Origin of the sequence: Sinorhizobium kostiense (assembly GCF_017874595.1) — a bacterium.
GTDB classification, from domain to species: domain Bacteria; phylum Pseudomonadota; class Alphaproteobacteria; order Rhizobiales; family Rhizobiaceae; genus Sinorhizobium; species Sinorhizobium kostiense.
In genome coordinates, this window is the sequence record NZ_JAGILA010000009.1 from 228,162 (window position 1) to 240,807 (window position 12,646).

A 12,646-nucleotide genomic window follows, 5' to 3' on the forward strand; every position below is an offset into this window, starting at 1 on the left:
TATGAGCGACCGAAACCTTACCTTTGTCCGCAGCGAGATGCTGCCTGCCCGCGAGCCGCCTACCAACCAGTTTGGCATTGTGAAGCTTTTGCGGGAGAAGCTGTTTAACAACTGGCTTAGTGCGCTCCTGACCGTGGCGTCGCTGATCGTGCTGGTCTGGATTGCGGGGTCGTTATCGCCATGGCTCTTCAACTCCGTCTGGAGCGCGAACTCGCTTAGTGAGTGCCGCCAGATCCTGGGTGGCGCGGAGGGCGCGTGCCTTGCGGTCATCCGTGATCGCTGGACGCAGCTTCTCTTCGGCTTTTATCCGCCGGCTCAATATTGGCGGCCGGTGCTTGCTTTCGTCCTGATGCTCGTGGCGATGGCGCCTATCCTCTTCCCGCCCGTGCCGCGCAGGCTGCTCTGGTTCAGCGCCGTCTTCCCGGGTCTCGCGTACTGGCTGATCTGGGGCGGGACGCTCTGGCTTCCCGTCTCGGCCTACGCTGGACTTGCCGTCGGCGGAGTAGTTTTGCGGCTCACGACGCGGCTCGGAAGCGGCGTTGCCGTCGGGCTGGCATTCGCCGGGGCGCTCGCCTGGGGGTTCTTGGCCTCCGGCCTGGTCACGACGGTGATCGAGCAGCTCCTTCCGCTGTCGCTCCCCGCCGTCACCTCGCGCGAGATGGGCGGCTTCCTGCTGTCGATCGTCATCGGGGTCACCGGGATCTCGTTATCGCTGCCGCTCGGCATCGTTCTGGCACTGGGACGACGCTCGACAATGCCGCTCGTGAAAACCGTCAGCGTCGTGTTCATCGAGTTCATCCGCGGCGTGCCGTTGATCACGCTCCTCTTCACAGCCTCGCTGCTGCTCAACTACTTCCTGCCGCCGGGGACGAACTTCGACCTGATCCTGAGGGTGATCATCATGGTGACCCTGTTCGCCACCGCATATATGGCCGAAGTGATCCGCGGCGGTCTGGCAGCCCTGCCAAGGGGCCAGTACGAGGCGGCCGAAGCCCTGGGGCTGGACTACTGGAAGGCGCAGCGGCTCGTGATCATGCCGCAAGCGCTCAAGATATCGATCCCCGGGATAGTCAATTCCTTCATCGGCCTCTTCAAGGACACGACCCTCGTTGTGTTCATCGGCCTCCTGGACCCGATCGCGCTTTCCAATTCGATCCGGGCGACGACCGATTGGCAGGGGATCTATTGGGAGCTCTTCATCTTCATCGGAGGGCTGTTCTTCATCTTCTGCTTTTCCATGTCGCGCTACTCGATGCATCTCGAGCGCCGCCTGAAAACCGACCACCGTTAAGGAGGCCCACCTGATGGAACTCAATTTAGAAACCGAGATCGACCGCAGCCGCATGAGGGTGTCCGAGCAGGTCGCGATCCGGATCGAGGACATGAACAAGTGGTACGGGACCTTCCACGTACTACGCGACATCAACCTTACTGTGAGACGCGGCGAGCGCATCGTCATCGCCGGTCCGTCGGGATCGGGGAAATCGACGATGATCCGCTGCATCAACCGCCTTGAGGAACATCAGGCGGGCAAGATCGTGGTGGACGGGATCGAGCTGTCATCGGATCTCAAAAACATCGACAAGGTGCGCTCGGAAGTGGGCATGGTCTTCCAGCACTTCAACCTGTTCCCGCATCTGACGATCCTCGAAAATTGTACGCTCGCCCCCATCTGGGTGCGCGAGATCCCCAGGAGGGAAGCGATCGAGACGGCAATGCACTTCCTGGAAAAGGTCAAGATCCCCGAGCAGGCCAACAAATATCCCGGCCAGCTCTCGGGCGGCCAGCAGCAGCGGGTGGCCATCGCCCGTTCGCTCTGCATGAAGCCACGGATCATGCTCTTTGACGAGCCAACTTCCGCGCTCGACCCCGAGATGATCAAGGAGGTGCTGGACACGATGATCGAGCTCGCAGAGGAGGGGATGACCATGCTCTGTGTCACGCACGAGATGGGGTTCGCGCAAGCCGTGGCCAATCGCGTGATCTTCATGGATCAGGGACAGATCGTCGAAGAGAACAATCCGCACGACTTCTTCAACAACCCGCAATCCGAGCGCACGCGGCTGTTCCTGAGCCAGATCCTCCGCCACTGAGGCGAAGCTTTGCCCAGCGCTCCCACAGTTTTGAGACGAGGTACTCATGAATATGCTTGCTCAGGTGGTCAACTTTGACGAGGCGACCGACCGTCGCGGTTCGAACTCGCTCAAATGGGACAGCGCGAGGTTCTTCCTTCCGGCGGAAGCGGCGGCTGCCAATCCCCTGCCGATGTGGGTTGCCGACATGGACTTTCGCGCACCCCAATGTGTGAGCGATGCGCTGGTCGAGGCTGCGCAGCATGGTGTCTTCGGCTATTCCTTCGGCGCGCGTGACAGCTATATTGCAGTCGTGACCGGCTGGCAGCAGCGTCGCTTCGGCTGGGAGGTCGCGCCCGATTGGGTGGTGCCGGTCTCCGGCGTGATCACCGCGCTCAAGACGATCGTGCAAGCCTTTTCGGCTCCCGGCGATACCGTTCTGATCCAGCCGCCGGTCTATGCGCATTTCCACGACGACGTGCTCATCAATGGGCGGTTTCCCGTGCGTGCGCCGCTCACCCGGACCGAGACTGGCTACCGCTATGATGCCGCCGTGTTCGAGGCCGCAATCCGTCCGAATACGAAGATCTTCATCCTCTCGAACCCGCACAACCCGACCGGCAATGTCTGGACCGAAGACGAACTGCGCAGCATGGGCGAAATCTGCGCCCGCCACGGAATTCTCGTCGTCTCCGACGAGATTCACCAGGACCTGGTCATGAATCCCGCCTGCCGGCATGTGCCGTTCGCCAGCCTATCGGCTGGTTTCGCTGAGAATTCGATCACCTGCACTGCACCCTCCAAGACATTCAACCTGCCCGGGCTGCAGTGCGCGAATGCGTTCATCCCCAATCCGCGGCTACGCGCGGGATTCCAGCGCCAGCTAGAACGCAACCTTTATCCTCGTGTGAACTCGATGGGGATGGTTGCGGCCGAAGCCGCCTATACCCACGGCGAGGCATGGCTCGATAGCCTTATTGCCTACGTCCGGGCCAATCACGCCCATTTCGCGGCAGCGATCAATGGGTTGAACGCGGGGATGAAGGTGCTGCCGGCGGACGCCCTCTATCTCGCATGGATGGATTGCCGGGCGTTGGGTCTGGATGCCGAAGCACTCGAAAGATTCATGCTGACCGAGGCGCGGCTCTGGCTCGACAAGGGGCAGAAGTTCGGCATGGAGGGCCATGGATATATGCGCGTAAACCTCGGCTGCGCCCGGGCAACGGTCGACGACGCGATTGTCCGGCTAAAGGCTGCAGTTAGCAGGATTTCCGGTGACTAGGACTGAATTGCGGCGTTCGTTAAGGTCAGCATCGACAGCCTGTCTGGCCTTCCAGGCATGCATCTCTTGTTCGGGCCGATGCGTAGATCCCAAGAGTTACAGCGCCGTACGGCCGAGACCTACCGCTCGTCAGTTGCTTCGCGAGTACTGACCGTGGTTATGCCGTGAATGCGCTTTCTGGCAGTCTGTTCAAGACGCGGAGCGGCAATCGTTCAATCTCGGAGTGCCGCCTTCAACGCCCAGCCGAATCCGGGCCTTACAGAGCTGACATGATCCTTTCCGGTGATGACGATCGAGGAGATTTGAAGGCCTTCGTAACGGCGTGCTTGGAGTCGCTCTTCGAATTTCTGCATCCCTGAGATCATGTCGCGGGTTCTTCCCTTTCTTGCAGGATCATAACGTGCGGTCTCCAGCCCTCCGACATAGAGGAAAACGGTCGCTGAAAGCTGCCGGTTTGTCTCAGCGTAGCGGGCCTCTAGATCGTATATCGCTTCGTTCGCGAACCAGAAGGACGGACTTCCAAGGACATAGGTCTGGAAGAGCGAGGGCTCCGTCAGCAGGATGTGCGCGCCAAAAAGACCGCCATATGAGTGCCCCCAGAAAATGCGGTTCGTGGGGGCCACACGGTAGTGGTCCTCGACATACCGGAGGACGACATCACGAAGATAGCGTTGATAGGCGGCGGCGCCCCCATAGAGTTTTCCCCCCTTCGGGAGCGCCGCAGGTGTGTAGTCGCGACGTCTGCTGTCCTGAAGATCATCGCCGAGCGCATAGGAGAGACCAACGATGATCGATTGCCTAATGGCCTTGCCGTTCTCGAGCGTGCGGGCATCGCACTTGAGCTTCGAAAACGCCCGGCCGCCATCCGCGATGATTACTAAAGGATAGGATCTATCGGAGTTCATCGCATAGTCTGCGGGCAGGCTGACATAGATCTCATATTGACGGCCCGAAACGGGGTCCGGCAATCGCACCTTCAGCTCATCGCCCTTCGGACAAAGTGGCCCGGCCTCCGATCTCATGGAGAACAGGAATATCGCAGCGGCCATCATTGCCCCAGTGGCAAACGCAACGCGGTTATATCTCATGAATGGAATTCGCACTTGTCTTGATTGGCCAAAAAATCGAATTGCCCTGGCGGCGCGCTGTCGGACGCAGGCACAGGGCGCTTATGCTATTGGGACCCAGATCTTGGAGAACGGGATGCGCGATTTTCCGCTACTATTTTTCCACCATGCTGGCGACGCGGTCATCCGCATGTGGTGACCGTCTCTACGAGATCCCGGCTGCGGCTCTCAACCGGGAATCTGCAATACGTCCGGGTGCTGAAGTGGTGCTTCCTTGATCCAGATCTCAGCGCCCTCAGGTCCGGTCGTCGCCTCAAGCGGCTCGCTTGCGGGCAGCCGGCCCCAGCTCTGCGGCTCCAGTTGTCCGGCGCCAATTACGAGGCTGCCGGAAAGCAGCAGGAATTCGAGACCACGCTGATTTTCGATCGTAATGGCGGAATCGGGCCGCCATTCCTCGATTGAAACGCGTTCCTTCCCGTCGTCGAAAAGGATACGCGCGGCGTCGGCCCCGTCGCGCAACGGCGCTGCCTCACCCTCGCGGGGCTGGCGAACGATCTGCGCATCGTCGCCCTCACGATACTGCCAGAGACGCACGAAGATTGTGCAGCCGTCTTTCGCCGCCGGCACATGCGAGGTGCCGGGCGGGTTACGGAAATAGCAACCCGGCGGATAGTCGCCATGCTCGTCCTGGAACGTGCCCTCAAGCACGAGGATTTCCTCGCCGCCGCTATGGACATGGCGCGGAAACATGCTTCCCGGCGCATAGCGGACAATCGTGGTCGCGCGCGCCATCTCGCCGCCGATGCGGTAAAGCATGCGGCGATCTACGCCTGCGGAAGGGCTCGGAATCCAGTCAAGTTTAGTGGAGTGAACGATCACCGGTTTCGTCAGGTCTTCATTAATGCGCATCGGTCTGGTCTCCCATCGTGAGCACGATCCGGAATTTCGCGTCACCGGACCTCATTTTTTGAACTGCGTCTTCAGCCCGCTCCAGCGGCATGGTCTCGATCATCGGCCGCACGCCCGTCAGAACGCTGAAATCCAACGTTTTCTCGTTCTCGTAGGGAGAGCCCGTGATCGATCCGACTATGCTGCGTTCGGCCCCTACAAGGGATCGCGTCGAAACGGGCAGCGGATCCTTGCCGACTCCGAGCACGATCAAACGCCCCTCCGGAGCAAGCGCGGGCATCAACGCGCTAACGGCCGTCGGATTGGCGGTCGTGGTCAGGATCGCTTTGGCACCGCCCATCGCATTGATTGCATCGGCAGGGTTTTCCACGTAGGTGTCGATGTATCGATGTGCTCCAAGCCTCGCGGCGTCCGCGGCGATATCCTCGCCGCGGCCTACTGCGATCACCCGAAATCCCATCTTGCGGGCGTACTGCAGCGCCATGTGGCCGAGACCGCCAATGCCAAGAACGGCAACGGTATCGCCGGGCTCGGCGCCGGACTTCTTCAGCGCGTTGAACGTGGCAATGCCGGCGCAGAGGATGGGCGCGGCCTCCTCGGACGACAGTTCGTCCGGAATGGAGACAAGCCCTGTTGCTCGCGCGATCATTATCTCGGCATAGCCACCATCGCAGGAGGATCCGACAATGGGCTGATTGCGGCAGAGGTTGAAACGGCCTCGGCGGCATTCGTTGCATTCGTTGCAATGGCCGCCGAGACGACCGACTCCGACGCGCTGTCCGACCTTCCAGATAGACGGCGTGTTTGCACCAATGGCAACGATGCGGCCGACCACTTCGTGACCGGGCACCCGCGGCTGCAGCGCCGGATCGGCATTGTCGATGTCGCTCGCATCCGCGCCACAGATGCCGCAGGCCTCAACGGCGATTAGCACTTCACCCGGGTTTGGAGCAGGCGTCTGTCGTTCAACCAGTTCAAGGTTGCCGGGCGTCTTCACCTGCATGGCTCGGTAGGTGGCCTTCATGGTTCTCAGTCCCTATGCCCGGGATACTTCGGACGACGGGGCGAACGCCTGTCGCTCGGACCTGCCCAGTCTGCTGATGATTTCGTTCGCCGTTCGAGTGGCGGCTTCAACCGCGCCGGCCAGGTAACCGGGTTCGCTCAGGCTGGTCTCGCTGCCAGCCAGCGAGATGTAATCCCGCCATTTTCCATTGACCCATGGCCGTCGGTCGGAACTGGGATGGCCGCCCGCCCTATCGTCGGCGGTCGCGGTCAAGGGGTCGTCCGTCCAGTCCTTGAACAATGTCGCGAGCGGGCTGGCGGCCTGCGGGCCGAACATCTGAGCGAGTTGCTGGACCGAAGCCGCGACGATCGCATCGCGTCCGATGGCTGCGCGTTGCTCGGCGGGAAGGCCGACGAAGCCGAACAGAGCAGCCCGGCCCGAAGCGGTTGTCGCATCGTGTATCTCTACCAGTGGGCCCACCAGGCTTTGCGCCGTGCCGGAGAGGCCGGCGTCGCGCCAGAATGGGCGGTCGTAGAGGGCGAAGAACTTTGCATGGGGCGCCATCCAGGTCGGAGTTCGCTGCCATCGCTCGGATGTCGCGAAGTCGAGCGAGGGGGAAAACAACACCTTTGCCTCGAGCAGACGCGGCGGCAGTGCGAACAAAACATGCGACGCCCGCTGCTTATGGGACGATCCGCTTCCATCGACATACTGCACAACGACCTCTTGGCCTTCGAGCGAGACATGCGTCACCCGCGCACTGAGCTGAATGCTTTGTGCGGGCAGGCTTTCGGCAAGCGCCGATATGATCGCGCCCGTGCCGCCGACGAGCCGCATGGACTGCGGGTCCTGTCGCATTCCGCGATAGCGCTGAGGGGCTTCGCGGGACATCCGCTGGAAGATCACGTCGCCATCGCTGTTCTGTTCGAAGTAGTGAAGCCCGAGAAGATGGACGAGGTCCCCCATAGCCGGCTGCAAGCCGGGCCAGAACCAGGACGGGCCCAGATCGAAGCCGTCGCCCGATGGCTCACCGGTGGCGTCGACGGACAGAATTCGGCCTCCCAGGCGATCTCGAGCCTCAAGAAGCTTGAAGCCGACACCGGCTCGATGGAGGAGACCGGCTGCGGTCAGGCCCGCAAGCCCGCCACCAACGATCAGAATGATTTGTGACACAGATGAGCTCATTGCAAAGATGAAGGGCCGGCGATCCGACCCGTTCCCTGTGGCTTAGGCCACGGCGTAGATGCGGATTTCCGGTGAGGCTGCCAGAAGCGGCTTCAGCCCGGCCAAAACATCATCGGTGAACAGTGCGCTCTCCAGATAGGCCTTTGCGTCGTCGACGCTGTTGAAACCATGGAGAACCTGAACGTCGTCGTCGCGGATGAGTAGCTCTTTGGATGTCGCGCCAGCGATCTGCGACAGAAACGGCTCCTTGTACTTCTGATAGACGCCTGCGGCAGCGCGGCGGTTCTCAGCAGCGATCTGCATCGTGATTTCAAGATAAGCCATGATCATCCTCTCTAGCGTCGCCTGGCATAAGTTGCCCACGTGGTCAGTGGACTTTTCAATGAGGAGCCGTCCCGGTGGAGATTTTCCAGTGCAAGCACGTGCGCCATGGACACTTGAAATGCCGCTGAGAGCCTGCCTTGACAAATGAGAGTTTCTTGCCTGCGGCAAAGAAAAACTTCGCCGGGCTTTCTCCAGGGACTCTGAGATATGCTGACTGATGCTCAAATCAGGACCGAAGGGACGTCGCCTCATCGATCAGCCAATCCCGGAACGCCCGGAGTTTCGGAAGCGACGAATATTCCGCCCGATAAACGACATAGTAGGCCAACTTCGAAGGCACTTTGACTTCGGGGAACAGACGCAGGATTCGCCCCGCCGCCAGATCGTCGCTCGCCAGAATGCTGCGTGCCAGAGCCACGCCTCGCCCCTCGATCGCGGCCTGAAGCACCGCCGCTGAATTGTCGATCCTCATCCCTCTCTGCGGTTGCCCCTCAGGCACACCGGCAGCTTGCAGCCACATGTCCCAGGTGACGAAACCGATCGCGGGGTCGACAGAGAGATCGTGGATGAGTGTGGTTCGCGTGAGATCTGCGGGCTCGGTCAAATTGGCCAAATCGGAGTAGGTAGGGGAGCAGACGGGAAAGATTTCCTCCTCCATCAGCTTCTCTGCAACGAGACCCGGCCAAGAGCCTTCTCCGTAGCGCACACCGACGTCGATACCATGCGCCTTATAGTCGACGAGCCTCAAGCTTGTTTCGAGCCGGATATCTGTTTCCGGGCACCTCGCTTGGAAGCGATCGATGCGCGGTAGCAGCCATTTGGCGGCGAAAGCGGGACTGACGGTAACGTTCAGAATGCCGCTCGTTGTCAATTCTCGAAGCCGGTCCAGTCCAATCCCGAGGAGATCGAGTCCCGCTCGGATATCCGGAAGCGCGCGCTCGGCGCTTTCGGTTAAAGTGAGTCTGGTTTTCCCGGTAGCGCTACGCTGAAATAATGGCATTCCCAGCCAATCCTCGAGCCCCCGCACCATCTGCCCAACCGCCGCTGCTGTCACACTGAGCTCATCGGCAGCGCCCGAAAAGCTGCCGTGACGCGCGCTAGCTTCAAACGCGCGCAGAGCATTGAGATATACTGGCGACTTCCTGTTCATTCTGATCACCCGCTCGGAACGGCCGTCGCGACCATTTGCGGTCGAAAGTAGCATCTCCGCCAGCGGCTTGCTCCGTCGAGCGTATTGCCGTCGATGGCCAGCATACGCCACCGCCGAACTACCGCGAGCCTTGGAACATCGGCATCCCCGACCAACTTGCGTGACCTTGTGGCAACGCGGGCATCAGCATGCGAAGGGGGATCGTCAGGCTGCAAGCAGGGCGTGCCAGCGCGTGTCGCGCGGCGATGGACGTCGGTGCAGGCGGCGGTCGAGCAGCTCACGGGCTTTCACAGCCTCACCGCTACGCATCAGGGCCAGGAGGAGCATGTCCTCGACTAACTCGCGCTGGGCGCCACTGCCGCCGATGCGCACGACCTCGGCCGCGATCGGCTCCAGGGTGCGGGCGCAGCCTGCGTAGTCCTCATTCGCGAAGGACAAGGCAGCGCGGCAGATCGCCGGCACGACTGGCCCCGCGGCCAGGGCTCCTGCCTCGAGCAAGTCCGTCAACGCCTGCACCCGCTGCTCGACCGCAGCCCTGTCGCCGACCGCGGCCGCGATCAGGGCCATGTGGACATCCGCGAAAGCGAAGCCGGCCTTCTGGAAATATTCGCCGGAATAGGCTGCTGCCGCCGCCCACAGTCCCGCCGGCACCGTGTGGCCGTATGCCTGGAGCCGCCATAGGAAGGAGGCAGTATCGCTGACCACGTTGACTGGCATTCCGGCCGTAGCCGAAGGCTGAATGTAATCCGCGTAGATCGCGAGAGCGCCCTCCGGATCACCCCGCTCCAGGGCGCCCAATGCCGAGTGCCAGGCGATGTGACCGTGGAGGATGCCGGTGCGGTCGTAGCGAGGCAGCCAGTCTGCGATCAGCCTCTCGGCCTCCTCGCCCGCGCCGCCCTCGTACATCGCATGCGAAAGCGCATGCGCCGCGTTCGCGTTTTCGGTCCGCAAATCATAGCCGCGTTGCGTGAGCGCTCGACCGAGCGTCACGTTGCCATTCTCGGCATGGGCCCAGCCCCGGTAGGTGAGGAACCACCAATCATCGGCGTCGAAGTGCCGCGCGTGGCGCTCACAGAGATCCACGCGCGCCTGGTCGTGATCCGCCATCCCCGAGAAGGCGAGGAGTCCGAAGGCACCGAGGGGCAGCGAGAGAATCACGATGTCGCGGGGCCAAGCGTCGGCGTGCGCGAGCGCCCGCTCCAACGCTTTGGCGGGCTGACCATTGATGGCGAGGGAAAGGACCTCCACATGGCTCCGCTCCCGCTCGGTTCCGCGCCGGGCAACGATCTCCTCCGCCGTTGCGATCCGCGCCTTGGCCGAGGCAAGCTCAGTACGGATGGCGTGCAGACGCGCGCGCGCCGCGTGAGCGAGAGCGAAGTCGGGGTCGGCTGCGATTGCTTCCTCCAGGGTTTCCGCGGCGCCGGGCCAAGTGGAGAGGAGCAGATCGACCCCATGTCGGTAGCGCTCGGCCGCCAGGTCCGACGTCGTCGAGAGGTGAAGGCCGCGGCTGTCGAGGTGGGTCATGGCAGGTTCCTCATTCCAGGATCGGACACGCATCGCATTATGGCGGTTATACCGGATCGCGAATTGTCTGTATTTCGACAAACTGACAAACTATGTAGAGTTTGTGACAAACTGGAGGACCGACGTGGACGGGTCACCGCCGCTTCAGCTTCGCGAATTGCGGTGAACGTTCGCGTGGAAACGCTAACGTCCTGTCCATTTGCGCCGAAACGGAACCTCGCCCCGACCGCCGCGCGCCTTTGCGTCGGTCGCTTCTCCAATTGAGATGGAGGTCGGGCGAGGCTGCGCTCGGAAAGCATTCAAGTTGATCAATTTGCATCGCGTACCGATGCATGCGACCGTTAAACGGCGCAAAATCACCCTCAATGACGAGGACCTGACTTGTTCAAGGCGCTTGCTTTTGGATGCTGAGGCGAGGGCCGGCGGACCGGCCCTCGTTAGCCTTTGATACTCTTTCGGCAGGGCGGCGATCGTGTCGAAGACACGGGCCGTATAGGTCAGCGCTCCGCCGGCGTTGAGGCCAATCGCGGAGGCAGATCAGCGGTGAACCCGTACCGCGTCGCCACCGAGAGCCGCCACCCCGGCCCCTCTGAACGAGCTTTCCTCTTGCCTCGCCGACCAGCCATCTTCCTTCGGGGCCGGCGAGTTGATGGTGGTTTGCCCGGCCTGGCGCGAGAGTCCCGGAAGTTGCGAGGTGATTATCAACGTTCATACACGTCGCCCGTAGACGATCAGCTTCGATGTCGGTTACGAATGGTCGGCAATGCCAGGAGCCGCCCGCACAAACTCTCCGGTCGAGACCTGATCGAACAGGAACTTCGCCAGGTTTCCTCGCGACAGCTTCATGCCGAGCCTTGTTTTGCCGTACCAGCCAGCGTCGGTACCAGCCCCGGCATGACCGTCCTTGAGGAACGGGATTCGTACCAGCGTCCAGTCGAGGTCGGAGGCCGAAATCAACTCGCCGGTGGCTTTGATGTCGTCGTAGGAACTGTGCGCAATCACCTTGAACAGCGTCGCGAAAGCCTTCGACTTCAGGTCGAAGCTGTCTTCTGGATCACGGTAGCTTGCGGTCGAGACCTGAATAATTCGCCGGATATTCAGCTCGTCCATGACCGAAATCACGTTGCGCAGACCATTCATGACGGGCCGCGGCTCTTGCGTCTTGGCACCGTTCGGGCCAAGGGCGCTGATCACGGCATCGGAACCGGTGATGGTTCTCCTGATCGCCTCCCGATCCTTGAGGTCGCCGGTGATGATCTCAATCTTGCTGGCATAGTCCGACAGCTTGGCCGCATCGCGGGTGTAGGCAGAGAGTTCGTATCCCCGCCGAAGACCTTCTTCGATGATGTATTTTCCGGTGGGTCCTGTTGACCCGAAAAGTGCAATCTTCATCTTATCGTCCTCCGGAAAACCAATCAGGCGGCGCGTTCCAGCGCAGCTCGGATCGTTGCTTCGGTGGAGGCAATGGCAGCGTTGGCTGCGTCTGGACTTATGAGCGTTCCCTCCACCCGGATCACTTCGATATCCGTTAGTCCGATGAAACCGAGAAGGTGAGTGAGGTAGCTGGTCTGAAAATCGAATGGGGCATTTCTGCCTTCCGAAAAGACGCCGCCGGTAGCCGTGACGAGATAGACTTTCTTGTGAGGCAGCAATCCCATCGGGCCAGTTGCCTCGTAGCGGAAGGTAACGCCGGGCCAGGTGATGTAGTCGAACCAGGCCTTGAGCTGCGTCGGCGGGCCGAAGTTGATCATGCCCGAGCCAATGACGATCACATCGGCGGCCTGAACCTCGTCGACGAGGCTTTGGGCGAGATCGACGGCTACGATCTGTTCGGGGGTGCGTGTCTCGGGCGGCGCAATGCGGCCACCGATGTAGGCCGCCGTGATATGCGGCAGTGGTGCTGCGCCAAGATCACGTTCGATAATCGTGCAGCCAGATCGAGCGCTGAGACTCTCAGCAATGTCACGGGCAAATCGGGTGGACAGGCTCTGAGGTCCGCGTGGGCTCGAGGTGACGAGGAGGATGTTGGTCATGCTTGCTCCTTGGGAGAATAGGGTGGTATCAATTTGTGACCAACACTATTAATGTTCCCGACGAGCAATCCGCAAGAAGGCACTTTCATGACACTCA

The 12,646-nt window shown here is 61.2% G+C and carries 12 protein-coding genes; 3 read left to right on the plus strand and 9 right to left on the minus strand.

The features are described from left to right. Window position 1: 1 nt before the first annotated feature. The 3 genes from J2Z31_RS26200 to J2Z31_RS26210 are packed head-to-tail and all read left to right on the plus strand — an operon-like array spanning window position 2 to window position 3,354. A complete protein-coding gene (locus J2Z31_RS26200; protein ID WP_209606222.1) occupies window positions 2–1,291 on the plus strand; it encodes an ABC transporter permease subunit in 1,290 nt (429 codons plus the stop codon). Window positions 1,292–1,304: 13 nt separating this feature from the next. Then, window positions 1,305–2,093 (plus strand): amino acid ABC transporter ATP-binding protein, encoded by a 789-nt coding sequence (locus tag J2Z31_RS26205; RefSeq protein WP_328243651.1) that lies wholly within the window; start codon window positions 1,305–1,307, stop codon window positions 2,091–2,093. A 46-nt stretch (window positions 2,094–2,139) separates the two neighbouring features. Further along, window positions 2,140–3,354, plus strand: coding sequence for a MalY/PatB family protein (locus J2Z31_RS26210; protein ID WP_209606224.1), 1,215 nt, complete (start codon window positions 2,140–2,142; stop codon window positions 3,352–3,354). A 212-nt stretch (window positions 3,355–3,566) separates the two neighbouring features. Here J2Z31_RS26210 and J2Z31_RS26215 read toward each other — a convergent pair whose 3' ends face one another. From J2Z31_RS26215 to J2Z31_RS26255, 9 genes are all read right to left on the minus strand, one after another. Then, window positions 3,567–4,442, minus strand: a complete 876-nt coding sequence (locus J2Z31_RS26215; RefSeq protein WP_209606226.1) for an alpha/beta hydrolase — start codon at window positions 4,440–4,442, stop codon at window positions 3,567–3,569. Window positions 4,443–4,649: 207 nt separating this feature from the next. Beyond that, a complete protein-coding gene (locus J2Z31_RS26220; protein WP_209606228.1) occupies window positions 4,650–5,330 on the minus strand; it encodes a cupin domain-containing protein in 681 nt (226 codons plus the stop codon). Continuing rightward, complete coding sequence (locus tag J2Z31_RS26225) at window positions 5,320–6,354, minus strand: alcohol dehydrogenase (protein WP_209606230.1); 1,035 nt, start codon at window positions 6,352–6,354, stop codon at window positions 5,320–5,322. The genes J2Z31_RS26220 and J2Z31_RS26225 overlap by 11 nt, the downstream gene beginning before the upstream one ends. A gap of 12 nt (window positions 6,355–6,366) precedes the next feature. After that, window positions 6,367–7,518 carry a flavin monoamine oxidase family protein gene (locus J2Z31_RS26230; RefSeq protein WP_209606232.1) on the minus strand — a complete coding sequence of 384 codons (1,152 nt, stop codon included), beginning with the start codon at window positions 7,516–7,518 and terminating at the stop codon, window positions 6,367–6,369. Window positions 7,519–7,560: 42 nt separating this feature from the next. Further along, the gene (locus J2Z31_RS26235) at window positions 7,561–7,842 is read right to left on the minus strand and encodes a hypothetical protein (RefSeq protein WP_234939670.1); all 282 of its coding nucleotides are present in this window, start codon (window positions 7,840–7,842) and stop codon (window positions 7,561–7,563) included. Window positions 7,843–8,068: 226 nt separating this feature from the next. After that, a complete protein-coding gene (gene gcvA, locus J2Z31_RS26240; RefSeq protein WP_328243652.1) occupies window positions 8,069–9,046 on the minus strand; it encodes a transcriptional regulator GcvA in 978 nt (325 codons plus the stop codon). Window positions 9,047–9,196: 150 nt separating this feature from the next. After that, the gene (locus tag J2Z31_RS26245) at window positions 9,197–10,516 is read right to left on the minus strand and encodes a tetratricopeptide repeat protein (protein ID WP_209606238.1); all 1,320 of its coding nucleotides are present in this window, start codon (window positions 10,514–10,516) and stop codon (window positions 9,197–9,199) included. Between the two features lie 747 nt (window positions 10,517–11,263). Further along, the gene (locus J2Z31_RS26250; protein ID WP_209606240.1) at window positions 11,264–11,908 is read right to left on the minus strand and encodes an SDR family oxidoreductase; all 645 of its coding nucleotides are present in this window, start codon (window positions 11,906–11,908) and stop codon (window positions 11,264–11,266) included. A gap of 23 nt (window positions 11,909–11,931) precedes the next feature. Continuing rightward, entirely contained in the window at window positions 11,932–12,549 is a 618-nt protein-coding gene (locus J2Z31_RS26255) for an FMN-dependent NADH-azoreductase (protein WP_209606242.1), read from the minus strand. Between the last annotated feature and the right edge of the window lie 97 nt (window positions 12,550–12,646).